Genomic DNA, 25,707 nt, shown 5'->3' with positions numbered 1-25,707 from the left:
GAACTCATGGATACAGGTTCCATGAGTTCTTTTACTTGGGTTTGTTCTTTTGTACTTCATTCAAAAGCTTATCGAGTTGTTGGCTGAGCCTGATCGACTCAGGACTGGACAACCCTTTCTCAAAAGCCACTTTCGTCATTTCTTTACGCAAATCTTCCAATTCGGCAATACGAGGATCTTTGTCGGCCACTTGCAAAATCGACTACCTCCTGACGTGTTCTCATCTATTATTGTACAACTTTTGTAGTAAAAAAGAAAAGAATGTGTGTTCGTATTCATTTCTTGTACGCAAAAAATTATCTCAATTTTCTCTACTTTTGTAAACACAATCGGTAAAGGTTTTGAAATTTCGACAAAGGGTGAAAATATAAGAGAATGAAGAAGTAGAGAGTTTACAATTTCGTAAAACCCTTCCGTCTCTCCTTTTCTTTCCGACCCGATATGGTAAAATTAAGGTTAAGGTATGTGATCTTCATCTAGAAAGGAAGATGAGTTTGTCTGAACAATCTAAAAAAGAATGGTTGGAATGGTTAAAGGCCATTGCTGTTGCCATTACACTCGCATTTATATTACGAACATTTTTCTTCGCCACATCGATTGTTGAAGGGGCAAGCATGGACCCGACACTCAAAAACGGGGAACGCGTCATGTTCAATAAAATTATATACTATGTAGATGAACCCGCACGAGGGGATATCGTCATCATTGAGAGACCAGTAAAAAGTTATGTCAAACGCGTCATCGGACAGCCGGGAGATACAGTGGAAATCCGTGATCACGAACTTTATGTGAACGGTGAGGAGCAGACCCAGGAGTATTTGACAGAAGAAGCGGCGTCAGCGACGAGAGATTTCGGACCGATCGAAGTTCCAGAAGGGAAATACTTCGTCATGGGAGACAACCGTTCCATCAGTAAAGATAGCCGTAACGGCCTTGGTTTTGTTGAAGAAGAAGAGATCATCGGACGTACGGAACTGATCATTTATCCATTCAATGAATGGGGTTTAACGAAATAAGCACAAAAACGACCTGCCTGATGAATGGCGGGTCGTTTTTGGGTGATCTATGTGGTTCTACAATCGTTTTGTTTTCACTTAGTCGTGACGATTTTTTCTGGCAGCTGATGAAGCGTTTCAATCAGCTGATCCAGCTTCCCTTCTACACGATGCAGCAAGTAAAAGGTCACCGCTACAGGAAAGCCAACATCCGCTACGATTGAAATCCATGCCTCCATCTCCATCCAATCACCTCTTCTCCTAATATTAATATGCTCCTGATTGTGGAAGACTCAGTTCCGAGATGGTTGTGAGGTTCTTGGGGCTCCGGGAAAAGGTTCGCTTTCCATGGGGCGGGCGGTGAGCCTCCTCAGGCTGCGCCTTCCGGGGTCTCACCTGTCCCACACGTTCCATAGGAGTCTCACCGTTTCCCTCCGCCCCTTGACCACGTAAGTGTCTCGAAACTACTTCCCGGATAAGCTGCTTTCCTACAAGGAAAGTGGAGATCGTAACTTCTATGACCGCTATCTGAATTCATAATATTGTGAGCATTGCGCATGCAACACTGAATGCTGGAAAATAATCTTCCTCCCTAGGCAGTCATTCATTGCTGGCGTTCTGTATCAAGCTTATATACCTTGACAGCTCTGAAGAGGTTATAAGATTCACTTTTTCAATCATACTCGCTGATTTTTCTTCCAGTGATTTTGAGAATCTCCCATGGCAAAGGGGCGGAGGGGAATGGCGAGACTCCTGCGGGAAAAAAGTGCAGGGTGAGACCCCACAGAACGCAGTCCGAGGAGGCTCACCGCGCTCCCGCGGAAAGCGAGTCATTCCCCGCAGCCCTATCCACAGCACAAAAGTATCAAAATCAAGTCTTAAAGAATCCTGCCATATACTTGTAACACTCGTTAAGATTAAGTTTGATAAAAAGAGCCGCTAAGGATGGATAGCGGCTCTTTCGTTTTTAGAATTCGATATCGAAGACGTTGCGTTCGACGATGCGTGCTTCTTTCTTTTCCAAGAGGTCTCCCCCGTTGGAATAGAAGCAGCCTTGGGCTAGGATGGCATCCATCGCTGCATTCACTTGCAGTGGATCGACAGGTTCGATCGGATCATCCAGGCTGATGGTGACGGTTTTTCCTTCTACATTCAAAAATTTAAGCTCCAGCTTTTTCATTTCATTCTCCTCCTTTTTTCACCTTATGATTCAGTCAAAACTGAGCGATCATCACGAGCGATATCAACTAGAATGTGCTGCTGTAACGGGGAAAGATCTACAGCTACTTCGTGCAATTGTTCATCTGTTGCATCTGTTTTGATGTTGTTGAAGGATTTACGTTTAAGAACCATGTTTCCGTCCTCATCAGTACCTGTTGAAAAGACAAGCTGCAAGCGACTGTCTACTTTCAAAGTATTTACGGCCATGTGCTTCACCTCCTCTCACATCTATAATCGAAGGAGAAGAGAAAAAAGTGTCATTCACTTGCTAATTTTTTTAGTTCTACCTCTCTTATATGTATCCGTCAATAAAAGTTTATTAACGAAAATGACAGTATTCTTGAATACTTGATTTCGAGATGTTTGTGTGTGTGGATCGGGGCGGAGGGGAATAGCTCGCTTTCCGCGGGAGTCTCCCCATTCCCCTCCGCCCCTTTGCCATGGGAGACTCTCGAAATCACTTCTGGAAGAATCAGCTTGAATGACTGAGGAAAGTGGATCATATAACCTCTCCACAAGCAGGAATTCAGAATCTATAAGCTTGATACAGAGCGCTTTATGCCTGCCATAGGAGGGGGCACTTCCTCTAGGTATAGGGGTTCGTTTCTCCTTACTATGAAAGGGGGTGGTTGGGAAGCTGCGAGACTCCCGCGGGAATGGATTGGCTGGCAAGACCCCACAGGACGAAGTCCGAGGAAGCTTGCCGTCATCCCCGCAGGAAAGCGAGTTGCTTCCCAACCACCCCTGACGCTCAACCAGGCAACGAACCCCGGGAACATCTCGAAACTGAATCTTCCACAATATGGAGCTATGTTGCAAGAACATAAAAAGAGTCCGGGAAAGGAACCTTTTTTGGATCCTTTCACGGACTCTTTTCTTCATTAAGTATCAACCGTTATCAAAAATCGTTAATCCTATTAGACCTAATAATACAATAAGACTGACAAAAAACATGATAATTTCCATTCTTGTTCCACCCCTCTTTCCTATCTATCATAGCAAATATTTTAAGCGTTTGCTTAGCCTGTTCCATAATCATCGTATATTTTTATCCTACCCTGAAAAAGAAACAGAAACACAAACTTTTTCACAAATTTGCCATAAAAGATTGAATAGATTGTGAAATAGTGAACAAAGTATGGAATTACTTGCCTTATCCTCATATACTTGAATTGTAAGAAAGAGATCTTCTTACACACCCTCATGTGAAGTGGTGAACAAACTAAAATAAGGAGTGAGTTTCATGTTGAATGATCTGTTACGAAACAACAAGGTTGTAGCCATGATCTTGACTGTCTTTCGAGTGTATCTCGGGTATGCTTGGCTAACCGCTGGTATCGGAAAAATTACGGGTGGCTTTGAAGTGAGCGGATTCCTGAATGGAGCGATCGCTAAAGCTGAAGGTGCACACCCGGCTGTCCAGGGATGGTGGGCAGTCTTCCTTGAACAATTCGCGCTTCCAAACCATGAGTTTTTCGCATTCATCGTCATGTGGGGAGAAGTCCTCGTCGGAATTGCACTTATTCTAGGATTATTTACGAACGCAGCGGCGTTGGGTGGCATTCTCATGAACTTCGCTTTCTTATTCAGCGGAACGGTCAGCACGAATCCACAAATGGTTCTGCTCACGATCTTCCTTCTTGTAGCTGGAGCCAATGCCGGACGATACGGATTAGACCGCTGGGTCGTCCCGATGCTCAAGAAACAAGGGACCAAACTTCATGTAAGAAGAGGAAGACTTGCTCATCAATAATACATCCAGCCCTATGGGTCACCCATAGGGCTTTTTTCGTTTATTTTGCTTCTGGATGAGGTATGATGATTTTATACATAATTTTCAACACCGTAAAAAGAAAGAGGTGCTCTATGACTACTTATATTTTCCGTTTTTTTATTTTTTGGTACATATGCGGTGTTGTCTTAGTTACATTTGACTTGCTGCCCCCCTGGCTCGAATGGGCCAACAGCGTATTTTTGATTACGGCCGGTGTCGTCGCAGGGATCTATTTTTCAAAAATGTACGGTGTTTGGCGAGGGATACTCTACAGCCTGATCATCATTGTCGTCAGTATTTATGTGGAACATTTAGGAGTAGCGTACAATTTCTTATTTGGAGCCTACCATTACACGGAAAACTTCGGATTAAAAATTGCGGACACGCCAATTACGATCGGTTTCGCCTGGCTGTTGATCATCGGCTGCTCGCATGAACTGGCCCGTGTTTTATCGAGCGGGTGGAACGTTTGGGCCAGCCGGTTCATTTTTGTTGTCACGGGTGCGCTAGCCGCGGTGACGATGGATCTCATCCTCGACCCGGTTTCTTTTAAAGTGAAGGAATATTGGATTTGGGAAGATCCTGGCTTTTATTACGACATCCCGTTTTCCAACTTCTTTGGCTGGTTTGTTCTGGCTGCTCTTTTTCATTTGATTTTCTTGTTCATTCCTCGAGACAAGGAAGAAAAAAGCGTTCATCCATGGCCTCGTAGAATGGTAGTAACGTTCGGACTAATCATATTTTTGTTTCTTTGCATCGCATTCACCGGACAGTTGTATGGTGCGATTGTGTTTGTAAGCATCCTGACGCTCCTATGGTACGTCTTGTATTTCTGGAGGAGATCCTATGTTTCTACCCGCACGTAAAACATCGTGGATCCAGTGGGGATTCACCCGCTTCAACCGTCGTTTTTTAAACCATCATTTCAACAGCATTCGAATCCAACTCCCCTCATCGATTCATGATGAGAAGACCTTGTATCTGATCAATCATTCGACATGGTGGGATCCTCTTTTTATCTTTTACATCAATGATCGTCTCATAAAATCAGATGGCTATGGCATGATGCATGAAGACGGCATCCTCCGTTTCCCTTTTTTCCGGAGAATCGGAGCTTATTCAATGAACGGGAATGATCGGCGTCATTTAATGCAATCGCTGCACTACAGCAGGCAGTTGCTCGAACAGGATAAGACCGTGTGGATTTTTCCTCAAGGAGATGAACAGCCTCTTGAGAAAAGGCCACTCGAATTTTTTTCGGGAATCAGTTATCTCGCAAAGCAGTGTCCGGACATCCATGTGGTTCCGGTTTCGCTATACTATGCTTTAGAACACACGAAAAAGCCGAATGCCTACATACGAATTGGCGAAGCTCTCCCTCGTCAGAACTACCAGGATCTTAACAGAAAAGAAATGACGCGGTATTTTGAAGAGGCAGCTACTAGGCAGTTGGATGAATTACGACAAGACGTCATCCATGAAAATGATCAATCCTTTAAAAAATTGTAATGGAAAGGGGGAATCATAATGTCGCTATTTTTTATTCTTCTCCTCATCACCATCGTCTTGAACGTGTGGACGATTTTCAACAGCCTTTTCCTTTACCCTTTACACCCGAAAAAAGAGCTTGAAGATGAGCCATCCGTTTCACTGCTTGTGCCGCTTAGAAATGAAGAAAACAATGTCGAAGGGTTGATCCGGTCATTGCGGGCGCTTACCTATCCTGATTTGGAAGTGATTCTGCTTGATGATCATTCAGAAGATCAAACACTCGACAGGCTTAACGAACATGTCCAGAACGATGATCGTTTTACTGTGATTCAGGGGAAGGAGCTTCCGGAAGATTGGAACGGAAAAGTGCATGCTTGCCATCAGCTCTCACAGGCGGCCCATGGTGCGTATCTTTTGTTTCTGGATGCGGATGCACGCGTTGCTCCTGGTGTGATTCAACAAACACTCGCCATAATGCAAGAGAAAAAGGCCAGCATGCTGAGCGGTTTTCCCAATTACCCCAATGCCCATTTTCTCAGTCATATGCTTGTCCCGCTTCAGCATATAGTCGTTCTGCTTCACCTTCCTTTGTTTGTCGCAAACCGGACGACGAAGCCGATGTTCACCGCCGCGTGCGGAATATTCATCATGATCGAACAAAAAGCGTACGAAGCCATTGGAGGTCATGCATCTGTGAAAGATTCCCTCGTCGAGGATGTACATATTGCAAGAGAAGTGAAAGAACATGGATACAAGATGATCCTCGCCAACATTACAGAATCCGTGCTTTCCTATATGTACGATTCTGGAAAAGAGACATGGGAAGGATTTAAAAAGAATGCGTACACAGGGATCGGCCGTTCTTCGGGTATGGTGGTGTTCCTGACGTTATTTTATACAGTCGTTTTCTTAGCCCCTGCCGCCCTGGCTTTAGTTGGACTTTTCTCAGGAAGTTATGCCCTTCTCCTCCCCTACCTCTTGACGGTTAGTTTCAAGATGTATGTAGACGCACGGACGGGGCATCCGTTATGGCTTTCCTTTCTACTGCCAGTTGCCGTTGTAATGCTGATTGCGATTATGATGGCATCGATGTTCGTTCATAAACGAGGCGAAAAATATCAATGGAAAGGGAGGTATTATCAATGAAAGTCGCGATCATCGGGGGAGGACTCGGAGGATTATCAGCTGCGGTTACCCTCGCGAAGCACGGAGCTGACGTGAGGCTGTTCGAAAAAAACAATCACTTTGGCGGGAAAATGATGAGCGTCGATGAAGGCGGATTCCATTTCGATTTCGGTCCGAACACCATTACCATGCCCGAGGTATTTAACGATGTACTCAGGCAGGGTGGGCTTGATCCACGGGAAGAGCTTCCTTTCGCAAAAATTGTCACCCATACGAGAAATGAGTTTCAAGACGGTACTGCTTTTGATTTCTCCACCGATCAAACCTATATGAAGCAACAGTTGGAAAGGCTCGATCCTAAAGGACATGTGATGTATGAAGATTTCCTTGTAGAAATTGAACGCTTGTATCACCTTTCCCAGAAGCACTTCTTGCACAGAACTTTCAATGGGTGGAGCGATTACTTTGCCCCTTCCCTTGCGAAAAGCATGATGAACGTTCGTCCTCTGGAATCCATGGATCACTTTTTCAGAAGGTACTTTTCAAACCCGAAAATCATCCAGGCATTGAACCGGTATTCCACGTATATCGGCTCCAACCCTTATCAAGCACCTGCCACGTTCAGTATGATTGCCCACCTTGAATGGAATGATGGGGTTTATTTTGTTCGCGGGGGCAACACGAGGATTGCGGATACTTTCGTTAAAGCTGCAGAAAACGTTGGAGTCCGGCTGTATCAAGGGACGAAAGTGAAAAAGATTCATCACGAAAATCAACGTGTGACCGGAGTGGAAACAGCGGATGGCGACCACTTCGAGGCGGACCATGTCATTATGAATGGAGACCTCCTAAAGGCCGTTCCGGAATTGATTGATCCAGATGCGAGACGTACGTTGACCAACCGCAAACTAAAAGGGTACGACCCTTCCATTTCCGCCTTTGTTATTATGGCCGGACTGGATACGAAAATCAGCCGGTTGAAGCATCACCATTTAATTTTCTCTCATGACTATAAACAGGAATTTAACGTATTGAAAAACGGTCATTACGCTGAAGATCCGACGATTTACATTTGTACCTCCTCGAAATCGGATTACTCCGTTTCGGATCAAGGGGATAACTGTTTTATCCTCGTCAACGCTCCTGCTCTCAAGCAGAAAGGTGGATATGATAAACAAGCCTATAAATCCCACATTTATGATCGACTGCAAGCAGCGGGCGTTCCGATCAAAGATCATGTCCAGGTCGAACACATCTGGGATCCAGCGGATATCGAGAGACATTTCGGTGCCTATCGCGGATCTTTATACGGACCTTCCTCCAACCGACGATCACAGGCATTCATGAGGCCGTTCAACAAATCACAGGACCTTGAGGGTCTCTGGTTTTGCGGTGGAAGTACACACCCCGGAGGCGGCTCTCCGATGGTCGTGTTAAGCGGGCAGAATGTCGCTAATGAAATTCTCGGAAAACTTGTTCATGTCGAATAACCTCCTGCATACTCCTCCCCTTTTCAGCCAAGATAAAAAGGGAGGTGTCTGGAATGGAGAAAAACAAACGCAATAAACAGCGAAAAGAAGAACGCCCGTTGAATCCTGTAACCAATGACCTTGGCGTCGATCCGGATGAACAGGCAATGAACGGCGATTATGGGATGTTAGAAACGGAAGAAGAAGACCGTCTCCACGATCGGAATAAATAATAATAAAGGGAGGCATGACGTGCTGGTCATGCCTCCCTTTTTGTTATTTCTTCAATGATAAGGTTTCATCCATTTTGTAGAGGGAAAGGATCCCCGATAGGATCGGAAGCATGCCGACAATTCCAATCGCCCATGGAACGGATAGGATATCTGCAAAAACACCAGCAAGTATTGCTCCGAATGCATACCCGCTGTCCCGCCAAAAACGATAGACGCCCATGGAAGTGGCTCTCCACTCCGGTGGTGCGACATCACTGATGGAGGCTAGAATTGTTGGGTAGACCATCGCAGTAGCGATCCCTAAGAAAAGAGCTCCCGTCAGCCACATCGGATATGAATCGACGAGAAGAATAAACCATAGAGATAGTCCCTGGAGCAGCATCCCGGAAACGATTAACTTCTTCCTTCCAATTTTGTCACTCCATATGCCTGTGAACAATTGAAAGAATCCCCAGGCTGCCGGGTATAACGCGACGACTGTACCTACCTGGCCGACACTCAATCCGCCCGCACTCAAGAAGATAGGAAAGAGCCCCCACGCCATTCCATCCTTAAGGTTCGTGGTTAGACCCGCCAGGCTGCTACTGAATAAATTTTTATTTTTCCATGTCGTTTCCTTGAATACTTCTGCAGTAGAAAGCCCGGAAGTTGCAGTCTTCTTTTTCACCTGGCTTTGTACATGTTTTTTAGTATCTTCAGCGAACAAGGATAGGATAAACCCTACAACGACAAGACCGATACCGATATAAAAAGGCTCTGGTGTAAGCGAATAGCGTGAAGCCATGTAACCGGACAGCGCAGCCATGACAGCAACGCCGACGTAGCCGGCGAATTCGTTAAATCCAACAGCCAATCCCCTCTGATCAGCCTTTGCGAGATCGACTTTCATATTGACGGTCATGGACCATGTCAGAGCTTGATTTATTCCAAGAAAGATATTGGCCACGACAATCATCCACCATGCTTCAGCAAAAATCACAAGCAAAGGAACCACCAATCCTATAGCCCAACCCCCTAAGAGGACACGTCTTCTCCCCCACCGGTCTGCCATGCTACCGGCGAAAAAGTTCATGACCGCTTTTGAAAAACCAAAGCTGACGATGAATGAAAGCGCGGCACTCGTGGATGCTATCCCGTAAATCTCCTCTCCGAGAATAGGCAGGATGGTGCGTTCTAAACCAACCATGGAACCGACAAAAAAGTTAATGATCACAAGCAATGAAAAGGAAAATAGGTTGGCTTTTACACCTAAACGTATGTTGTGCTGATTCACCTTTTACCTCCTCTCTATAATAATTTTTCCATAAAGACTATAATACCACACAGGGTATATATTGAAAAACAAGTCGATTCAACAGAAAAAAGCAAAGAGAGCACTCTCTTTGCTTTTTCATACTGGTTTTTTATAGTTTTCGATCTTATAAAAGTAATCATCAATGACAGCCAGTTCGGAGTATGGAACTTTTTCATCTCCAATGATTTGATACCCGCCAAACCCGATGCCTGTCAGTAAAACAAGGTCCCCGGGTTCGGCTAACCCGAGAGATAAGTGGATGCCTTCTTCTCTGTGCAGGCGGGTATGGACATGAGAAGAGAACTTCCGTTGAAACCCTTGGCACACTTCATTCACCACAGTCTGTCGATCGGCATGTCCTGGCTGGTCGACGCTGACGACAATTTCATCCGCTATCTCTTCCACAACCTCAGCCATCTGTGGTCGTTTTTTCGGATCCCGGAGCCCAATTCCTGTAATCATTACTACAAGTTTTCTGTGAGGAATTTCAGCGACAGCCTCCAAGACATGGGAAAGGGCGTCTGGCGTGTGCGCATAGTCCAATAAAATTTGATACGGGACCTCTTTTTCAACGATTTGAAAACGCCCCTCCGGTTTCCTGATATGATCCGTGACGGTTAAAATGGTGTCTATAGAAAATCCAACATGGTGACAAGTAGCGATGGCAGCCAAGAGGTTCATTACATTGTACTCTCCGAAAACAGGGGCCTTAACCGTATACTTCATGCCGAATGCATCCAACTCGAAAGTGGTCCCTTTTCTCGTCGTACGAATATGGGAGGCTTGTATGTCAGCATGCTGATGGATCCCATACGTCGTCATTGGTCCTTGAAAGGTTTGAATTAGATCATCCGCCATCAGTGGATCATCGGCATTGATGACAGCTTGATCCGCTTGTTGAAACAACTTCATTTTCGCCTTTTTGTAGGCTTCCATCGTCTGGTGGAATTCCAAGTGCTCGGGGGTAAGATTGGTGTGGACCGCTACATTGAAATGGATGGTTTCCAAACGCTTTTGATCAAGAGCGATGGATGTGGATTCAATAACAGCTGCTTGCATCTTTTTCTTACAAAAGTGATTCAGCACACGATGAATATCAGGTGCTTCTGGAGTGGTCGGAACCGTCTGCTTAAAATCTATCTTTTGATGATCATCCCAAATCCCTGCTGTTCCAATTGATCCTGTTCGAAAAGAAAGACGGTTTAACAAAGAATGTGTGAACGCGGTCACCGTTGTTTTTCCATTTGTTCCTGTTACTCCAATCGTATGTAGAGATTCAGCAGGGGAACCACACACAACAGATGACAACACAGCAAGCGCCATTCGACTATCTCTTACACAAACAAAGCTGATGTGGGGATGCTGGGCCGCTAAAAGATTCAACACCTCCTGATCCGTACCAACGATCGTCTGTGCACCCCCTTCAATTGCCTGCTTTATGAATAAATGGCCGTCCACATGCTCTCCTTTGATACATACGAATGCATCTTGAGGTTCGACCTCCCTTGAATCATAGGTCACAGCGTGGATTTCCTGTTGGAGTGGTCCTTGAACAGATCCATTCAGTAATTCGTTCAGGATGTACGTCTTTGTCTTCATATCATCATCCTCTATATGCTAAAATCCGCTTTATTTCGTTAAAGCCACGTACGATACGCTTTTCCCAATTTCAAGACAATCGAAACCAAACATCTCGAATTCGATGTTTTTTACACAAAAAAGACAGCAGCCGAAATCGGTGCTGTCTTTTTGGAGATATCAAGATTATAAGAGACGAACATGAGTGATTTTTGCTTGCGGGTTCGACTTCAAGTGGCTTTCCCGCGCTTTTTCTTTGTGCGAAGCATAAACAGGGACTTGTTTCACAACCCCTGATTTTGCCTGGTAATAGATTAAATATTTCTCTGCCATTCTCCTCTACCTTTCTGATTTAATGTTGCTACAAGTATTCGCAGGAAGGGACAGGATTATACATGACAGGTTCTTGTGCTTGATTGAGTGGTCCTTGTGCGCGTTGAAGCGGGCTTGCGCGCGGTGAAGCGGGGCTTGCGCGTGATTGAGTGGTCCTCGCGCGCGATGGAGCGGGCTTGCGCGCGATGGAGCGGGCTTGCGCGCGGTGAAGTGGGCTTGCGCGCGATGGAGCGAGCCTTGTGCGCGGTGAAGCGGCCTTGCGCACGGTGAAGTGGTTCTTGCGCACGGTGAAGTGCTTCTTGCGCGCGCATCACGACACAGAAGGTGTGATGCGCACGAAAGAAAAAAAGCAGACTCACTGCATGTCTGCAATGATCTGCTTTTTCTCTTGATCTGTAACGAAATTGCGATGATTAAACACTTGATAGCCGTTTTTTCTTACAGTCGGAAGGATGGCCCGATACATTTTAGCGGCTCCTCCTACGGGTGCCCGTGAATATAACGGATAATCAGGTAATGTTTTGATTGCTTTATCATAATAAACTTCGGCATCAGAGGCTAAATCTTCCCACATGTTAATAAATGCAGTATTCACCTTTTTCTCTTTCAAATCAAAAAACGTGTATCCGTGGCTGTCCATCACTTCTTGCGGTAAGTAAACACGGTCGATTTCCATGTCTTCTCCTATATCGCGCAGGATGTTGGTGATCTGCATGGCATACCCGAGTTCGATCGCCCCTTGGCGCAGAGCCCCGACTTTTCCCGGCGCTATGACAGGCAGAAGCATCAAACCGACCGTGCTGGCGACATGATAACAATAATGTAATAAATCCTCTTTGTTGCGGATGGTGGTAGGATACAAATCCATCCGCTGACCCTTGATCATGTCATAATAGGGGGCGGGATCGATGGAGAAATTTCTAAAAACATCATCGAGGGCAATCCAGGAAGGGTCCTCTAGTTCCAGTTTCCCTTCCATGAACTGATCGAATTGCTGGGAAAAAGCTTCGAGTTCTGTTTTTGGGTTAAGTCCTTCATCTACGATATCATCCACACGACGGCAAAAGGCATAAATCGCCCAAACGGCTCTTTTCTGCTGTTTAGGCAGCATAGCGAATGCTTTTGAGAACGTTTTGGAATGCTTTTCGATTACTTCGCGACAATGATCGTAGGCTTGATTCAAGTCCGTCATCACTAAACACCTCGCTTGTAATTATGCCTCTCTTTGACCCCATATTGCAAATAATCTGCCAACAATTTGGCTCCCTGCATAACAATCGGAACGCCACCGCCTGGATGAATGGAAGCTCCGACGGCATACACATTGGCTAATGGATACGGCTGCAGCTGTGGCCGGAAGACCCCGGATTGGAATAGGGTCGGTGCAATTCCGAAGCTGCCTCCTGCATACAATCCCTCTCGCTCGGCATCCTCAGGCGTTCGGATATGCATCCATTCGATATGTTTTCGCAAATCAGGAAATCCGCGGACCTCCATTTCGTCGATGACGTTTTCGATTAACTGGTCTTTCTTATTCCAGTCGACCTTCTCTCCTGCAGGAACAGGAATCAATGTGTAGAGGACCCCTTTTCCTTCAGGAGCGAGAGAAGGATCCACTAAGGATGGATGAAAGGTATAAAACGACGGATCATCGGGCAATTGTTTTTCAACGAATACCTGTCTCATATGGCTGTCAAAGTCACGAGACATGAAGAACTGGTGGATGGATTCGTTTTCATAGGTGCGGTCAAGTCCCATATAGAGCAGCAGACAACCAGAAGAGGGGGTGTATTTCCGTTGAAGCTGCTTGTCGGCAGGCATGATTTTGTCCATCAGTGGAAAATCACCATTTAAAATCAGTTCATCAAAAGTAACTTTTTCTCTCCCCACCGTTATGGAAGTAGCTCTATCTTTACTTGTTTCCACACTTTCGACAGATTTTCCTTTAAAAATGTGCACGCCTCTTTTTTCCAACTCGTCTTCGATGATTTCAACAAGGTGAGCATAGCCACCTTTCATGTACCAGATTCCGTGTTCATGTTCACTGTAGGAAACGAGCGAGTACATCGCGGGTGATTGTTCGGGATGACCTCCGATATACAACGTTTGTAACGTATAGGCTTCTACAAGACGCTCATCATCGAAATAACTGCGCATCATTTTTTTCACATTCTGGTAGGCTTTTAACTTGATTAATGTTTTCAAGTTTTTACGAGAGAAAAAGGTCCTTTTGTCTACAAACGATTTTTCGAGAAACTGAGCCTTCCCCTGCAAAAAGCGTGTCCGCATATCACTTAAAAAGCGGTCAAAACGAATCTCATTGCCGGGAAATTTCTCTTTCAGTTCTGCTTTTTGTTTTTCAGCATCAGCATACTTGTTGAACGTCGTACCGTCAGGAAAATGAATATGATAAAGCGGGTCGCACGGGATCAATGGAATCCGTTGCCTTGGAATGCCACCGTCTTCTAAGATCCCGAGAAGCATTTCAGGCAGAAGAACAATCGTTGGCCCCTGATCGATTTTAAATTCTCCATGACGCTCGTAGGCAAGCCTGCCACCGAGCTCATCCTTTTTTTCATAAATGGAGATCTTCCGGTCTGGGTCTTTGGATAATAACAGCGCCGTCATAAGCCCGCCGATGCCTCCTCCGACAATCACCGTCTCTTTCATATCGGCTGCACCTCCTCTTCCCTAATCCATCCCGTGGTGATTCTTGCTGATTCGAGGATGGTCGGTAAACCGCTCCCCGGGTGGGTTCCTCCACCGACGAGCCAGCAGTGATCGAGCTCCTGGAACCTGTTGTGCGGGCGGAAGTACATCATCTGAGAAAGCTGGTGACCGAGGCTGAACGTTGCTCCCTGGTGGACAAAGTGGTCGGTCTGCCACTGCTTCGGTGTGAGTACCTTTTCTTCGACAACATGGTTTCGAATGTCTGTAAACCCTGTCTTTTTCTCGATCTCATCATAAATCAAAGATTTGAAAGTCTCTTGTTTATCATCCCAGTCAATTTCAGAATAATTGTTCGGGACAGGGGCCAAAATATAGACCGCTGAATGCCCTTCAGGTGCGAGGGTCGGATCGGTCACACTTGCGTTATGGATATAAATAGACGGCTCATCAGACAAAACGAGGTCTTTGGTCATCTCATTCACATTCTTCTGATAATCCTCGGCAAAAAGAATGGTGTGGTGAGGCATGTCGTAGATTTTATCAAGGCCGACATAGATCATGAAAGTAGAGCATGAATACTTTTTCTTCCCGAGCTTTTCTTTGGAATGGCTGCGCAGGACACCGTCATCAATGAGACGGGTCATCGCATCGGCAAAGTCCGCGTTGATGATGTATTCATCCGCCTGAACCGTCTCGCCGGAGTCCAGGACAAGTCCTGTAATCTCCTTGCCTGATACATTGATTTTCTGGACGCCTTCACTTAAATGAATGTTTCCTCCATGCTCCTCGGTCACTTTCGCCATCGCTTTTGACAGTTGATTGACCCCTCCGATCGGGTGAAACACTCCCCATTCATGTTCCATGTACGAGAGGATGGAAAAAGCTCCTGGACATTCCCACGGTGACATCCCTAAGTATTTGGCTTGAAACGTGAAAGCAATTTTCAGCCGTTCATCAGTAAAGTAATCGGAGAGCACATCATAGACCGATTTTCCGAGCGAAAGTTTTGGCAGGGCTTTTAACGCCCGTTTGCTGAGATAATCCGTCCATTTGTTATGTTTCGTTTGCAAAAGAGGCATGAGCGCCTGCATCTTCTCTCTTGTATCCTTCATGAAGCCTTCATAACCGGCCTCATTCCCCGGGAAATGCTCAGCGATCACATCAAGCATTTTATCTCGTTCACGGTACATAGGTACCCTTTTTCCGTCGAATTGAAGTTCATACATAGGAGAAAGTTCTTTCAAATCCATATAATCATGAACATTCCTTCCCGACATTTCAAAGATTTCCTCCATAATCTGAGGCATACTCAAAAATGTCGGGCCGATATCAAATGTATAATCCCCGAGCGAAAAATGACCGTTCCTCCCGCCCACATAGGATTGTTTTTCATAGACATGAACATCATAGCCTTGGGCTGCAAGAATCATTGCTGAGGCTAATCCTCCAGGTCCTGCTCCAATAATGGCGATCTTCTTCATAACCATCCACCTTCTCTCCTGAACTTCTGTTGTACAAACATTATACATAATATGTACAAAAGCGACCATTGATCCAACTTCATCAATGTGCTTTTCCAATATTTCCATATCTTTATACTCATTTTTTACCCTTCAGGCGGATGTTATAACCCTCTACTTTAGTAAAGTATTACTTTCGCTTATTTTAACGGAAAATCCTGTTGAATGTTCTTGTAAGTTTTTTTCGTTCTCAAATAATGTTCAGCTTCTACTGTTTACCTTTTTCAATGATTGTTCATTCCATGATCGATGTGAATTTTTCACAAGGATAATTAAGGGAATGGAGGGGATAATATGGTCGAAGGAGGCATGGTTATGTATTCAAATCAAAGGGTTTCCGGACCTTATTACCCTTCCCATTCGACCCACCATCCGCCACACAATCAATACAGCAATGAACAATTGAATCATTGGTGCGAAGAGCTGGATCAGTGTGAGCATCACCAGGAGCAACAGTCTGACAGCATGCATCAAAAAAGTAAAATAACAAAACTCTCTCCCCCGACCTTCATGAGTTGATGAAGCTGGGTAGATGACCATACACAGCTCCTCTCTCGTGCATAGGCTACGAATGTAACAACAGGAGGTGAGCTTATGTACGGAGGCTATCCTTACGGAGGAAGACAGTGCTACAGACCACGGCGTTGCGGCAATAACTTCGCCTTGATCGTCGTATTGTTCATCCTATTGATCATTGTTGGTGCAGCATTTTACTGCTAACCACTGATAAAAAACAACTAGCATAGGACGAGGGCCTGAACGTTGTGCTTTCCCATATCGATTCCGGCGTGGTAAACGTTGAGTGCAGCGCAGAGAAAGTATGGAAGAAAAGGCAACCTCTCCCCTCTTCCCAAAGACTCATCCTTATTCTATTCCTAAAAAAGGACACGACCCTATGAGGGTGTGTCCTTTTTTCGTGATTTTTTCATTATAAGTTAGACGGTTATCCGATAATGATTCTCTCTCTAGGATAATGGTATTTTCCTTGGGCTTTGTCATGTTTCTTGAAGGAGAATAAAAAGGTCAATAACCCGATCCGACCTAAAAACATGAGCAGCATCAGCACAACTTTTCCAAAGGAAGACAAACCTGGCGTGATGCCGAGCGATAGCCCGACAGTTCCAAACGCTGAGCAGACCTCGAAAACGAGTTCATTCAGTGTAAATGGTTCTGTAATGGTCAATGTAATGACGGCGCTGAAGCAGACGAATAAAGCGACCATCGTGACGACAACTGCCTTATTCAAATCTTCAGGGTGCACTTCTCTTCTAAACAATCGGATATTGTTTCCGCCCCTTGCAAAAGTCAGGACGAAAATGACCACCAGGGCGAACGTCGTCGTCCGGATCCCTCCTCCTACACTACTCGGGGAAGCACCGATGAACATCAAGGAAGACATGAACAACTGGGTTTGTTCTGTAAACTGATTGATATCCATGGTGGAGAGTCCACCACTTCTTGTCGTGACAGACTGAAACAAGGCGTAAAAGAAAATTTCATGCCAGGACTTGTCAGAAAAGAAATGGTTGCTTTCTAAAATGATGATCATGACCGTCCCGAGCACGACCAACGCAAAGAAAGTGAACGTCGTAAGTTTGGCAAACAAAGAGAAACGGATGGTCTTTTCTTCATGATTTTGCATCAAATATTGTTTGACCTCGATCAGAACCGGAAAACCGATCGCCCCGGCGATGATGAGGATTATGTTAATGAATTGCACAAAATAATCGTCACGGAAAGGAATCAAGGATTGGCCCGTAATGTCAAACCCACCGTTCGTCATCGCACTGATTGTTCCGAAGAACCCCTGTAAATAGGCTTCGCCTGGTTCGTAGTACTGAAGAAAATACGTACCGAGTACAAGGAAACCAATAAGTTCGATCATCAAGACGACAAGTACGATCTGTTTTACGAGGCGGACCATCCCGGCGAAGGATGTCTGGTTTTGGTCCGTCATAATCAACCGGCGTTCTTTCAAGCCGATTTTCTTCCCGAGCATCAACCAGATTAGCGTACCTAGGGTCATCACGCCGATGCCTCCGAACTGGAGGACGATCGCCAGGATGAAATACCCTGTGGTACTGAATGTTTCAGCTGTCGGCAAGGTAGTTAGACCTGTGACACTGACCGCACTGACCGCCGTGAATAAAACATCGATGAATTCAACCTTAACTCCATCTCGATGCGCCACTGGAAGGGCAATCAATATGGAAGATATGGTGACTGCGACCATATAATATAATGCGATTAATTGGAATGGCGATAAGTCATTCAGCCATCGCAGGCTCTTTCTTCTCACCCACATAACGTAAAACTCCTTTGATGTTACCAGGTCTAATCGATGTCTATTACCACTAATTAGTATAGCAGGAACTTCGACAAATTACTTCCGCATTCTCAAAAATGTAAGACATTTGAACTCCTACACACGTCGGAGGCGTCTGAATATCAGACGCCTCCACCGTATGGTTATGCTTTTGATTCCTGGCCACGTTTTTTGAATTCTTCTAAGAGGTCTTCTCCCTGATAGCCTTCATCCATCAATTGCTTTAATACCCATTCCACTTGTTCCTGCTGACGGTCCACAATCGTTCCCATGAAAATGACATTCATGCGGTCACCGATCATATTGACGTCAATCGGTTTTACGAGAAAAGTAGCTGGACGGTTGCTTTGCTTCGTAATTTTCACTTGTATGATGATTTCTTCTTCCTTTTCTTTCATCGTTTCAAAGAACTCACGATAACTCTCATCGATGAAAGCTTCGATAACCCAGCGGCCATGATCATCTTCCCTGTTGATAATCAAACCGTCTTCAAGCTTGATGCGTCTTTGAGTGATATCCTCGTGTTTTTCTTCCACGATATCCAATGAAATCAGTTTAAAGGTTTTCATTCGAATGACCTCCGAGAATGATAATTATCTCCATTATAGAACACGGAGAGGACTGGAGCAAAGACTGATTTCGACCTTTTTTTATCCTCCGATGTAAGACATTTCGATTTTGTTCGCTTTCATCGGCTTTCCGTGGGCTCTGTCGACGGAATATTGATCGTTACGCCCTGTCCAAATCGCGAGCAAATAATCGGTGATCGTTTCATCACTTTCCCCTTCACGGAGCATGGTTTTCAAGTCATAACCGGAAGATGCGAACAGACAAGTAAATAAGTTCCCGTCCGCGGACAGACGAGCTCTCGTACAGCTTGAACAAAAGGCTTCTGTTACAGATGAGATGACTCCGATCTCTCCTGAACCATCTTCATACCGATAGCGGGAGGCGACTTCTCCATAGTAATTTGGATCTAGGGCCGCGAGGGGCATCTCCTGGTGAATCTGCTCAATGATCCATTTTTTTGAAACGACGGCATCCATATTCCAGCCGTTGTGGTTGCCGACTTCCATAAATTCAATGAAGCGCAGCGTATCCCCGGTTCCTTTGAAATAACGGGCCATCGGCAGGATTTGGTCTTCATTCATTCCCTTTTTCACAACCATGTTAATTTTTATGTTCAACCCCGCGTCTCTTGCGGATTCAATTCCTTTTAAGACCGGCTTCGTTTTCACTCCACGCCCATTCGTTTCCTGAAATACGTGATCTTCGATGGCATCAAGGCTGATATTCACACGGTCCAGCCCTGCATCCTTCAGTTTTTGAGCCTGTCTTACGAGAAAGACCGCATTCGTTGTGACGGCAATATCTTCAATGCCATCAATTTGTTTTAACCGGCGTACGAGATCCGAAAGATCTTTCCTCATCAACGGTTCTCCTCCAGTCAGGCGGATTTTTTCTACTCCGAATTGAGCAAAGATCTCTGCAAGCCGAACAATTTCATCAAAACTGAGCAGCTCTTCCTTCGGTAAAAACGCATAATCCGGCCCGAAAATCTCCGCCGGCATGCAATAGGTGCAGCGGAAATTGCATTGATCGATGACTGATATTCTTAAATCTTTGATGGGACGACCGAGTTGATCAATGATGTGTGAGTCGATAAGATCACCCCTTCTCAAAATATGGTTGTCCGTCAAGATTCTCTAGAAGGATGGCTTCGACAGCATCTCCTTTTTCAAAGCCTCTCGTTCCCCCAGGAAGCACGATGAAGGCGTCTGTTCCTGCTAAGGAGGTCACGACATTCGACTTGTCCATCCCTGCAGGACATACCTCCACCCGCCCTTCCTCGTAAAGAATTTTCCCACGAACAAACCGGGTGAAAGGATTTGGCTTGGTGAAGTCCTCCCCAAGGGTCGCTTTGATCCGCGTGTGAAAAGGCTTCGGATTTCCAAGCAGCTTTTGAATGATTGGATAAGTGAAAAGTTCAAACCCGACATAACAAGCAGACGGATTGCCACTTAATCCATAAAGCAGCTGACCATTAAGCTCAGCAACCGTCGTCACACTCCCGGGGCGCATCGCGACTTTATTGAAGAGCACTTGGGCTTCAAGCTTTTCATATATGTCAGGCATGAGATCATAGTCGCCTACAGATACGCCACCAGTGGTAATCAGAAGGTCGTAATCATTCAAAGAACTGAAAACGGCTTCATAACAAGCATCAAAGTCATCCTCAAGCTTCCCTAAGAAATGCCCTTCCGCTCCTGCTCGCTCAATCTGCGATACGATCATCGGAGCGTTGGAATTCCGGATCTTTCCTGGCTGAAGCGGTTCCTCAACGTCAAGAAGTTCTGTTCCTGTAGCAAAAACACCAATTTTAGGCTTACGATAAACCTTAACCTCCGGATACCCAAAGGTTGCAAGCAATGCTTTCACACCTGGATTAATCCTAGTTCCGGCTTCTACAAGCACCGTACCTTCCTCTGTTTCTGAACCTTTTCTGATGATGTTTTGATTTTTATCCATGGGTCGCTTTAATGTCATATAGGAGGCGCCCTCAGATTTATACGTTTGGCAGATTTCAAACATTGCCACACAATCGGCACCTTCAGGAATCTCTGCCCCTGTCATGATCCGGACCGCTTCTCCCTCTTCAACCGGTTTACTCGCCAGTTGCCCGGCACCGATCGTTTCAGTTACATGAAAGTGGCCGGGATTTTCTCTCGATAATGCCGATGTATCTTCTGAGCGTAAAGCAAAACCGTCATAGGGAGATTTGTTGAAAGGGGGTACCGGGTGGGTAGCAACTAAATCTTCAGCTAACGTACGCCGATCACTTTTCTCTAATGGAACGGCTTCCATCTTCCCTTCTTTTTTATAGGTCATCACCCTGTCGACCGCCTCGGGGACTGGAAGTGGTTTTCTATGTAAATTCATCCTCGATCCTTCCTTTGCTAACATCTTTCTTTGAACATATAGGAATATTCATATTTTTTCAAAGATTTTCTAAGGATGTTTTGGTTCTTTTCCCTAAAACACCAGAAAGGTAAACGCGCGCCTTGATCATCGAGGGAGGGTTACTCGCGTAATTTCAGATGGTTTTAACCACATTTGCCTGTAAAATAAAAAAGCCTGAAGCAAATGCTCCAGGCCTTGAATTCCTTAAATAGGATCGTACACATTGACGACGTGGTTGATGGCTGTTTCATCCTGCTTTTTGCCACGTCTTTCTTCCTTACGCGCATGTTTTTTCTCATTACGCTTGGTGATCTTTTTGTTTCCTGATGCCATGTTCATTCCCTCCCCTCTCTTCTATTGTCCCAAGGAAGGAATGTTTTTATGACAAAACCTCTGCCTAACAGGCAGAGGTTTGATTGATTATATAACGGTATATTTACTTTTCACATCATTGATTTTCTGTTCGATCTGTCGGCTGTGTTGTTTTGATTTCTCAACAGAGGCGACACTCGCACGTTCAATAATGATGGTAAAAAGAATCATATGGATTCTCATTGTTTTTTCCTCCTCTTCGTAGTGAGGCTAAGCGGTATCCTTCTCCACATTCAACCAGTTCATAAAAGCCATCCTTATTAATTCTCCCATTGCCATCTCCTCCTTAAATTTTGTATTTGTTACATGTAACGGCTGAATGCGGATTTACGGTCAAGCCACTGGTCTTTAGCTGTCGGCTTGTAACCAGGGTAGGGCTGACAACTTTTTTTGTTCTTCGCAACTGTAATTGTAAAAATGAAGAATTGAATCGTCATGACAATCACCTCTTTTCAAAGTGTAATATTTATATCTAAAGAGTAAATTTACTCTTAGATAGCATAAGAAAAAGCCGCAGGGCATACTACGGCTTTGTTAGAAATTTTTCCATTAAAAAAGCCACAGGAATACATTATGCATCTCCTGCGGCTGATATGAGTGCTTTTAAATGAATCGTTGTCGTAGATCTCAGGAATGGATCTCTGCGCAGGTCGATGATATGAAGTTGTTTTGGTTTTGTGTCATCCAGTTTTTCATTTTATTCGACCTCGCTTTCTGAGAAATTTTTCTTACACTGGAAATTATATAAGACCTATGATGGAAAGTAAAGCCTAATTGCCAAAATATTCTTGACTTTTTTAGGAGGGCAGAAAAAACTCCTGCCCTACCCACGCCCCTGCTCTGATTCAATCTATGAAAGATTGTGGAAAGTTATGCCAATTCATCATCTTCTTCGTAATATTTTTCGATTTTCAAATCCAATGCATGCAATTGCTTCAAGGCTTCGCTTTTATCCATTTGTTTGTAATGGTGCAACCCCATGGGCTGCTCATCCTTTTCATCGGCTTTCGCAACGACATGTTGAAGGGGTGTCCTTTTTTCATCCAGACCAAACGGCAAATAACTGTCCGTATGGAGGAGAACAGCTACAGAAACTTCCTTCGCTACGTGACGATCTTCACCGAGGCGAATCAGCAGCTTGTGCGCCCGTTCCGCTCCCTTGATCGCATGGATGTCGGATTTCCGGTATTCATCATAATCCCACTTTCCATCCCGGTACCATTCATAATGTCCCATGTCGTGAAGCAATGCTGACTTTGTCGCAAGGTCAGGATCGACTCCCTTTTTCAGTGCCATATCAAACGCATAGCCAGCAACGGTGACCGCGTGGTTGATGCCTGAGCGCTGTAAGTACTTTTGTGTAATGCGATGTTTGAAAACGTCGACGAGTGTCACTCTATTCATACGATCACCTCCGTTTTTTAAAGAAGATCATATCATGATTCCCTCACCGGAACAAGATTCCTCCGGTGGGACTGTTGCTCATAAAAAAGATCACTTTACTATAGGCAAAGTCGTCGTCCTCACGTTTACATGCAAGTTTACCCTATAATAGAAAAAGGAAACGATTCCTTGGAGGGATGAACATGATAAAACAGAAGGAAACGGTACTCATTACCGGTGTCGCTCAAGGCATTGGACGTGGATTAGCTATAGCTTATGCCGAGAGGGGGTACCGTGTGATTGGGTGTGATGTGAATGAGGAGAAAGGACAGAAAACGATGAGAGAAGTGGACGGGTTATTCTTCCCTTGTGATGTCAGTGAGGCAAAGGACATCGAGTCTCTTTTCCACAAGATCCAAGAGCCTTTCTCCATACTGATTAACAATGCCGGGGTGAGTGAGTTCCAATCCATGTTCGATTTAGATGTGGATGAGTGGGATCGTGTGCTACATACGAACTTGCGCAGCTGTTTTCTTTTTTCAAAATATGCCGCTAAACGGTGGAAAGAGGAGAAGGTTGAAGGACGCATTGTAAACATGGCGTCCACGAGGGCATTCATGTCTGAGCCTGACTCGGAAGCTTATGCTGCCAGTAAAGGAGGTCTATTCGCTCTCACCCATGCGATGGCCGCATCTTTATCTCCTTATAACATAAGGGTCAACAGCATCAGCCCTGGATGGATTCATACAGGCGACCCGGATGAATTGAGAGAGAAAGATCATCATCAGCACTTATCCAATCGTGTAGGGACGGTTGAAGACGTTGCTAAGGCTTGCTTTTATTTGACGGATCGGGACAATTCGTTTGTGAACGGAGAAAACATGACCGTCGATGGCGGAATGACCCGAAAAATGATTTATGAACATTGAAAATGGCGAAATGTTTAGTACAAGATTTGTGCGGGTAGTCATATAGCAACAAACCATTACGGAGGTGACGACAGTGAATGAGCTGTCTTCTTACCAAATTACATTGAATCGCCCGTTAAAGACCAACCAGATTATGAAAGTGTACAAATCAATAACGAAAAATGGGTGCGACTTATACTTACATCAAGATCAGCTGATTGCTGATGCTGCACACCTTCCGAAATTATTATCATTTTTTCTATTCATGGATAAGGAAGAGTCGTTCGTCATGATCATCGACGGGGAGTGTGTCGATGATGTATACAATGAAATCAAAGGCGAATGGCAGGATCATATTGCAGAAAGTACATGCCGTAGAAAGTACAGCGACGCGATGGTAGAAAAAGAAACATCGATTTTGGTATAACTTTTGCACAATCAAAATGGAATGTTTTGTAAATGATCGAATGTGGAATCATAGCTCATTATCTTCATAGCGAAGGAGTGAGTATCCTCCTTCGCCCTTTTTTCATACATAAAAAGAACCCGCTCCTTTTACAAGGAAGCGGGTTTCTTTTGGGCATAGGTTTGTTCTTTTTTATAAAAATTCAACCGGAACTGCAGAAATCCTAAGGTGATGATGAGAGCGAACGCCAGGAAAATATTGCTGTAAACCGCTGTCGTCCCTTCAAACCCTAACCAGTTGAACGGCTGGCTCGGATTGAACACATCCAGCGCTTTCCCGATCAACGCCCCACTCAGCGCTCCGGAAACGAAGTTGAGCAGGTTAAACACTCCCATGCCAACACCGGTTTCGTTTTTGTCCAAAATGTTGGCCAGAATATCAGCGGATGAGGCCTGCACAAGCGGAAAGCTCATATAAGCAATAATGATGGCTGCACTTACAATATAAGGATGAGCTCCGACGAGTGTAGACAACACGACAAAACCGGTTCCGAGCAAAGCAAGAGCCAAATAAAGAACGAACGTGTTCCCTTTGGAATCGACGAGATTCCCACCTTTTTGCCCCATCAGAGCGGCACTCAGTGCCCCTGGGAAAAGCACGAGACCGATCATCATCGTACCGAGTCCATAAGCATCACGGAACATAATCGGCAGCATGAACATCATGCCGAACAAACAAACGACACCGAGAAAGCTTGTAATGATGGTCGCTCGGTACTGGTTACTTTTGAATAAATGCGCAGGGATAAACGGTTCGTCAATAGACTTCATCCGCCATAGATTCAAAGCAAAGAATAGTACAGTGAATACGAACAGCCATGTGATTCCAAGTGTGATCCCAAGCATAAGTGTAGAAATAACTCCGGCGATCAACGCGGCACCGACATAATCGATGTACCCTTTCTTGGATTCTTCCTGAGGTAGATTTTTACGCAAGAACGGCAACGTAATGATAATCATAGCGGACGTTAAGAACAAGTACCGCCAATCAAGAAAACCGGCAATAAATCCACCGGCAATCGGTCCTACGCCTGAAGCAAACGCCATCACCGAGGAGACGATGCCAAGCACTTTTCCTCGCTCATTCGGAAAATAACGAATCGGTGCCAGGAAAACAAGCGCCGGAATCATCGCCCCGCCTACCGCCTGTATCACCCTCGCTAACAGGACCATCCCATAGTTTTGAGCAAAGAAGCCGAACAAAGAGCCGGCACAAAAAATACTGAGTCCAAATGTAATCAACGTTCGATAAGGATAAAAGTCGGCCAGTTTCCCGTACGTGAGTGCTCCTACGGCATAGACCATAATATACCCTGTCATCACCCAGCTGACTTCTGATGGCATCAATTGATACGTTTTTGCTATATCAGGAACAGCGATGTTAAACATTGTTCCATTCATTACGGACATCATCATAACCGCACAAAGGGAGATCAATAATCCCTTTGGGTTTTTTACTTTTTGTTCTTCCTTCATGTTTTGATCTCCCTTCCTTTATTTCGTTACCCGAAATGATTCTACAAGACTTCTCCGAATAAAGCAACGGTCAAAGCTTGGATATGGGACAATTGTATTGTTTATTTTCATAT

Annotated in this window: 30 protein-coding genes; 11 read left to right on the top strand and 19 right to left on the bottom strand. The window is 45.0% G+C overall.

All coding sequences use genetic code 11. The features are described 5' to 3' along the window. Window positions 1-31: 31 nt before the first annotated feature. Window positions 32-190 (bottom strand): aspartyl-phosphate phosphatase Spo0E family protein, encoded by a 159-nt coding sequence (locus ACXACN_RS03485; protein WP_474966790.1) that lies wholly within the window; start codon window positions 188-190, stop codon window positions 32-34. 304 nt (window positions 191-494) lie between these two features. On the opposite strand from ACXACN_RS03485, the gene lepB reads away from it, so the two are divergent. Continuing rightward, a complete protein-coding gene (gene lepB / locus ACXACN_RS03480; protein WP_474962358.1) occupies window positions 495-1,016 on the top strand; it encodes a signal peptidase I in 522 nt (173 codons plus the stop codon). 74 nt (window positions 1,017-1,090) lie between these two features. Here lepB and ACXACN_RS03475 read toward each other — a convergent pair whose 3' ends face one another. The 3 genes from ACXACN_RS03475 to ACXACN_RS03465 all read right to left on the bottom strand — a co-directional run bounded on the left by ACXACN_RS03475 (window position 1,091) and on the right by ACXACN_RS03465 (window position 2,423). Further along, window positions 1,091-1,234, bottom strand: a complete 144-nt coding sequence (locus ACXACN_RS03475) for a YvrJ family protein (RefSeq protein ID WP_474966789.1) — start codon at window positions 1,232-1,234, stop codon at window positions 1,091-1,093. 728 nt (window positions 1,235-1,962) lie between these two features. Beyond that, window positions 1,963-2,175, bottom strand: a complete 213-nt coding sequence (locus tag ACXACN_RS03470) for a DUF2922 domain-containing protein (RefSeq protein WP_474962356.1) — start codon at window positions 2,173-2,175, stop codon at window positions 1,963-1,965. Window positions 2,176-2,198: 23 nt separating this feature from the next. Next, window positions 2,199-2,423 (bottom strand): DUF1659 domain-containing protein, encoded by a 225-nt coding sequence (locus ACXACN_RS03465; protein ID WP_474962354.1) that lies wholly within the window; start codon window positions 2,421-2,423, stop codon window positions 2,199-2,201. Window positions 2,424-3,459: 1,036 nt separating this feature from the next. Between ACXACN_RS03465 and ACXACN_RS03460 the strand changes: the two genes are divergently transcribed. The 6 genes from ACXACN_RS03460 to ACXACN_RS03435 all read left to right on the top strand — a co-directional run bounded on the left by ACXACN_RS03460 (window position 3,460) and on the right by ACXACN_RS03435 (window position 8,308). Continuing rightward, window positions 3,460-3,969, top strand: a complete 510-nt coding sequence (locus ACXACN_RS03460) for a DoxX family protein (RefSeq protein ID WP_474962352.1) — start codon at window positions 3,460-3,462, stop codon at window positions 3,967-3,969. A gap of 113 nt (window positions 3,970-4,082) precedes the next feature. After that, a complete protein-coding gene (locus tag ACXACN_RS03455; RefSeq protein WP_474962350.1) occupies window positions 4,083-4,856 on the top strand; it encodes a carotenoid biosynthesis protein in 774 nt (257 codons plus the stop codon). Continuing rightward, window positions 4,837-5,499, top strand: a complete 663-nt coding sequence (locus ACXACN_RS03450; protein WP_474962348.1) for a lysophospholipid acyltransferase family protein — start codon at window positions 4,837-4,839, stop codon at window positions 5,497-5,499. The genes ACXACN_RS03455 and ACXACN_RS03450 overlap by 20 nt, the downstream gene beginning before the upstream one ends. Before the next feature lie 18 nt (window positions 5,500-5,517). Beyond that, a complete protein-coding gene (locus tag ACXACN_RS03445) occupies window positions 5,518-6,627 on the top strand; it encodes a glycosyltransferase family 2 protein (RefSeq protein WP_474962346.1) in 1,110 nt (369 codons plus the stop codon). Beyond that, entirely contained in the window at window positions 6,624-8,096 is a 1,473-nt protein-coding gene (locus tag ACXACN_RS03440; RefSeq protein WP_474962344.1) for a phytoene desaturase family protein, read from the top strand. The genes ACXACN_RS03445 and ACXACN_RS03440 overlap by 4 nt, the downstream gene beginning before the upstream one ends. Window positions 8,097-8,149: 53 nt before the next feature. Further along, entirely contained in the window at window positions 8,150-8,308 is a 159-nt protein-coding gene (locus ACXACN_RS03435) for a DUF4021 domain-containing protein (RefSeq protein WP_474962342.1), read from the top strand. Between the two features lie 43 nt (window positions 8,309-8,351). On the opposite strand, the gene ACXACN_RS03430 is transcribed toward ACXACN_RS03435, so the two are convergent. From ACXACN_RS03430 to ACXACN_RS03405, 6 genes are all read right to left on the bottom strand, one after another. Continuing rightward, window positions 8,352-9,581: an MFS transporter gene (locus ACXACN_RS03430; protein WP_474962340.1), complete on the bottom strand. Its 1,230-nt coding sequence runs from the start codon at window positions 9,579-9,581 to the stop codon at window positions 8,352-8,354. Between the two features lie 117 nt (window positions 9,582-9,698). Next, window positions 9,699-11,201, bottom strand: coding sequence for a UDP-N-acetylmuramoyl-L-alanyl-D-glutamate--2,6-diaminopimelate ligase (locus ACXACN_RS03425; protein ID WP_474962338.1), 1,503 nt, complete (start codon window positions 11,199-11,201; stop codon window positions 9,699-9,701). A 165-nt stretch (window positions 11,202-11,366) separates the two neighbouring features. Further along, the gene (locus ACXACN_RS03420) at window positions 11,367-11,513 is read right to left on the bottom strand and encodes a hypothetical protein (RefSeq protein ID WP_474962336.1); all 147 of its coding nucleotides are present in this window, start codon (window positions 11,511-11,513) and stop codon (window positions 11,367-11,369) included. A gap of 355 nt (window positions 11,514-11,868) precedes the next feature. Continuing rightward, window positions 11,869-12,705, bottom strand: a complete 837-nt coding sequence (locus ACXACN_RS03415) for a phytoene/squalene synthase family protein (RefSeq protein WP_474962335.1) — start codon at window positions 12,703-12,705, stop codon at window positions 11,869-11,871. A gap of 2 nt (window positions 12,706-12,707) precedes the next feature. Continuing rightward, a complete protein-coding gene (locus tag ACXACN_RS03410; protein ID WP_474962333.1) occupies window positions 12,708-14,183 on the bottom strand; it encodes a phytoene desaturase family protein in 1,476 nt (491 codons plus the stop codon). Beyond that, complete coding sequence (locus ACXACN_RS03405; RefSeq protein ID WP_474966787.1) at window positions 14,180-15,664, bottom strand: phytoene desaturase family protein; 1,485 nt, start codon at window positions 15,662-15,664, stop codon at window positions 14,180-14,182. The genes ACXACN_RS03410 and ACXACN_RS03405 overlap by 4 nt, the downstream gene beginning before the upstream one ends. Window positions 15,665-16,018: 354 nt before the next feature. Here ACXACN_RS03405 and ACXACN_RS03400 point away from each other — a divergent pair, with 354 nt between their 5' ends. Together ACXACN_RS03400 and ACXACN_RS03395 are read left to right on the top strand one after the other, a co-directional pair. Beyond that, window positions 16,019-16,222: a hypothetical protein gene (locus ACXACN_RS03400; protein WP_474962331.1), complete on the top strand. Its 204-nt coding sequence runs from the start codon at window positions 16,019-16,021 to the stop codon at window positions 16,220-16,222. 75 nt (window positions 16,223-16,297) lie between these two features. Next, window positions 16,298-16,423: a YjcZ family sporulation protein gene (locus ACXACN_RS03395; protein WP_160912810.1), complete on the top strand. Its 126-nt coding sequence runs from the start codon at window positions 16,298-16,300 to the stop codon at window positions 16,421-16,423. A 223-nt stretch (window positions 16,424-16,646) separates the two neighbouring features. Here ACXACN_RS03395 and ACXACN_RS03390 read toward each other — a convergent pair whose 3' ends face one another. The 8 genes from ACXACN_RS03390 to ACXACN_RS03355 all read right to left on the bottom strand — a co-directional run bounded on the left by ACXACN_RS03390 (window position 16,647) and on the right by ACXACN_RS03355 (window position 22,766). Then, entirely contained in the window at window positions 16,647-18,008 is a 1,362-nt protein-coding gene (locus ACXACN_RS03390) for a TrkH family potassium uptake protein (RefSeq protein ID WP_474962329.1), read from the bottom strand. Window positions 18,009-18,172: 164 nt separating this feature from the next. Beyond that, window positions 18,173-18,598, bottom strand: a complete 426-nt coding sequence (locus ACXACN_RS03385) for a YwpF-like family protein (protein WP_474962327.1) — start codon at window positions 18,596-18,598, stop codon at window positions 18,173-18,175. Between the two features lie 81 nt (window positions 18,599-18,679). Next, window positions 18,680-19,693, bottom strand: coding sequence for a GTP 3',8-cyclase MoaA (gene moaA / locus ACXACN_RS03380; protein ID WP_474966786.1), 1,014 nt, complete (start codon window positions 19,691-19,693; stop codon window positions 18,680-18,682). 4 nt (window positions 19,694-19,697) lie between these two features. Further along, window positions 19,698-20,969, bottom strand: coding sequence for a molybdopterin molybdotransferase MoeA (locus ACXACN_RS03375; protein WP_474962326.1), 1,272 nt, complete (start codon window positions 20,967-20,969; stop codon window positions 19,698-19,700). A 225-nt stretch (window positions 20,970-21,194) separates the two neighbouring features. Beyond that, window positions 21,195-21,323, bottom strand: a complete 129-nt coding sequence (locus ACXACN_RS03370; RefSeq protein WP_474962324.1) for a hypothetical protein — start codon at window positions 21,321-21,323, stop codon at window positions 21,195-21,197. An 87-nt stretch (window positions 21,324-21,410) separates the two neighbouring features. After that, a complete protein-coding gene (locus ACXACN_RS03365; RefSeq protein ID WP_474962322.1) occupies window positions 21,411-21,545 on the bottom strand; it encodes a hypothetical protein in 135 nt (44 codons plus the stop codon). Between the two features lie 119 nt (window positions 21,546-21,664). After that, window positions 21,665-21,799 (bottom strand): hypothetical protein, encoded by a 135-nt coding sequence (locus ACXACN_RS03360; protein ID WP_474962320.1) that lies wholly within the window; start codon window positions 21,797-21,799, stop codon window positions 21,665-21,667. A 433-nt stretch (window positions 21,800-22,232) separates the two neighbouring features. After that, window positions 22,233-22,766 carry an HD domain-containing protein gene (locus tag ACXACN_RS03355; RefSeq protein ID WP_474962319.1) on the bottom strand — a complete coding sequence of 178 codons (534 nt, stop codon included), beginning with the start codon at window positions 22,764-22,766 and terminating at the stop codon, window positions 22,233-22,235. A gap of 182 nt (window positions 22,767-22,948) precedes the next feature. Between ACXACN_RS03355 and ACXACN_RS03350 the strand changes: the two genes are divergently transcribed. Both ACXACN_RS03350 and ACXACN_RS03345 read left to right on the top strand, forming a co-directional pair. After that, window positions 22,949-23,674 carry an SDR family NAD(P)-dependent oxidoreductase gene (locus tag ACXACN_RS03350; protein ID WP_474962317.1) on the top strand — a complete coding sequence of 242 codons (726 nt, stop codon included), beginning with the start codon at window positions 22,949-22,951 and terminating at the stop codon, window positions 23,672-23,674. A 73-nt stretch (window positions 23,675-23,747) separates the two neighbouring features. Then, window positions 23,748-24,080 (top strand): hypothetical protein, encoded by a 333-nt coding sequence (locus ACXACN_RS03345; protein WP_474962315.1) that lies wholly within the window; start codon window positions 23,748-23,750, stop codon window positions 24,078-24,080. A 128-nt stretch (window positions 24,081-24,208) separates the two neighbouring features. Here the strand turns inward: ACXACN_RS03345 and ACXACN_RS03340 are convergent, their stop codons facing one another. Further along, complete coding sequence (locus ACXACN_RS03340; RefSeq protein ID WP_474962314.1) at window positions 24,209-25,594, bottom strand: MFS transporter; 1,386 nt, start codon at window positions 25,592-25,594, stop codon at window positions 24,209-24,211. Window positions 25,595-25,707: the final 113 nt, after the last annotated feature.

It is taken from the genome of Halobacillus sp. AWM4_238 (assembly GCF_056158265.1).
Note: the sequence above shows the minus strand (reverse complement) of the source record. Positions and strands in the feature narration are given on the sequence as shown.

What these genes read in the sequence shown, in the direction of transcription:
- ACXACN_RS03475 (WP_474966789.1), bottom strand. Translation starts at nt 1,234, where the DNA reads ATGGAGGCATGGATTTCAATCGTAGCGGATGTTGGCTTTCCTGTAGCG.
- ACXACN_RS03470 (WP_474962356.1), bottom strand. Translation starts at nt 2,175, where the DNA reads ATGAAAAAGCTGGAGCTTAAATTTTTGAATGTAGAAGGAAAAACCGTC.
- ACXACN_RS03465 (WP_474962354.1), bottom strand. Translation starts at nt 2,423, where the DNA reads ATGGCCGTAAATACTTTGAAAGTAGACAGTCGCTTGCAGCTTGTCTTT.
- ACXACN_RS03460 (WP_474962352.1), top strand. Translation starts at nt 3,460, where the DNA reads ATGTTGAATGATCTGTTACGAAACAACAAGGTTGTAGCCATGATCTTG.
- ACXACN_RS03455 (WP_474962350.1), top strand. Translation starts at nt 4,083, where the DNA reads ATGACTACTTATATTTTCCGTTTTTTTATTTTTTGGTACATATGCGGT.
- ACXACN_RS03450 (WP_474962348.1), top strand. Translation starts at nt 4,837, where the DNA reads ATGTTTCTACCCGCACGTAAAACATCGTGGATCCAGTGGGGATTCACC.
- ACXACN_RS03445 (WP_474962346.1), top strand. Translation starts at nt 5,518, where the DNA reads ATGTCGCTATTTTTTATTCTTCTCCTCATCACCATCGTCTTGAACGTG.
- ACXACN_RS03440 (WP_474962344.1), top strand. Translation starts at nt 6,624, where the DNA reads ATGAAAGTCGCGATCATCGGGGGAGGACTCGGAGGATTATCAGCTGCG.
- ACXACN_RS03435 (WP_474962342.1), top strand. Translation starts at nt 8,150, where the DNA reads ATGGAGAAAAACAAACGCAATAAACAGCGAAAAGAAGAACGCCCGTTG.
- ACXACN_RS03425 (WP_474962338.1), bottom strand. Translation starts at nt 11,201, where the DNA reads ATGAAGACAAAGACGTACATCCTGAACGAATTACTGAATGGATCTGTT.
- ACXACN_RS03420 (WP_474962336.1), bottom strand. Translation starts at nt 11,513, where the DNA reads ATGGCAGAGAAATATTTAATCTATTACCAGGCAAAATCAGGGGTTGTG.
- ACXACN_RS03415 (WP_474962335.1), bottom strand. Translation starts at nt 12,705, where the DNA reads ATGACGGACTTGAATCAAGCCTACGATCATTGTCGCGAAGTAATCGAA.
- ACXACN_RS03410 (WP_474962333.1), bottom strand. Translation starts at nt 14,183, where the DNA reads ATGAAAGAGACGGTGATTGTCGGAGGAGGCATCGGCGGGCTTATGACG.
- ACXACN_RS03405 (WP_474966787.1), bottom strand. Translation starts at nt 15,664, where the DNA reads ATGAAGAAGATCGCCATTATTGGAGCAGGACCTGGAGGATTAGCCTCA.
- ACXACN_RS03400 (WP_474962331.1), top strand. Translation starts at nt 16,019, where the DNA reads ATGTATTCAAATCAAAGGGTTTCCGGACCTTATTACCCTTCCCATTCG.
- ACXACN_RS03395 (WP_160912810.1), top strand. Translation starts at nt 16,298, where the DNA reads ATGTACGGAGGCTATCCTTACGGAGGAAGACAGTGCTACAGACCACGG.
- ACXACN_RS03390 (WP_474962329.1), bottom strand. Translation starts at nt 18,008, where the DNA reads ATGTGGGTGAGAAGAAAGAGCCTGCGATGGCTGAATGACTTATCGCCA.
- ACXACN_RS03385 (WP_474962327.1), bottom strand. Translation starts at nt 18,598, where the DNA reads ATGAAAACCTTTAAACTGATTTCATTGGATATCGTGGAAGAAAAACAC.
- ACXACN_RS03375 (WP_474962326.1), bottom strand. Translation starts at nt 20,969, where the DNA reads ATGAATTTACATAGAAAACCACTTCCAGTCCCCGAGGCGGTCGACAGG.
- ACXACN_RS03370 (WP_474962324.1), bottom strand. Translation starts at nt 21,323, where the DNA reads ATGGCATCAGGAAACAAAAAGATCACCAAGCGTAATGAGAAAAAACAT.
- ACXACN_RS03365 (WP_474962322.1), bottom strand. Translation starts at nt 21,545, where the DNA reads ATGAGAATCCATATGATTCTTTTTACCATCATTATTGAACGTGCGAGT.
- ACXACN_RS03360 (WP_474962320.1), bottom strand. Translation starts at nt 21,799, where the DNA reads ATGACGATTCAATTCTTCATTTTTACAATTACAGTTGCGAAGAACAAA.
- ACXACN_RS03355 (WP_474962319.1), bottom strand. Translation starts at nt 22,766, where the DNA reads ATGAATAGAGTGACACTCGTCGACGTTTTCAAACATCGCATTACACAA.
- ACXACN_RS03350 (WP_474962317.1), top strand. Translation starts at nt 22,949, where the DNA reads ATGATAAAACAGAAGGAAACGGTACTCATTACCGGTGTCGCTCAAGGC.
- ACXACN_RS03340 (WP_474962314.1), bottom strand. Translation starts at nt 25,594, where the DNA reads ATGAAGGAAGAACAAAAAGTAAAAAACCCAAAGGGATTATTGATCTCC.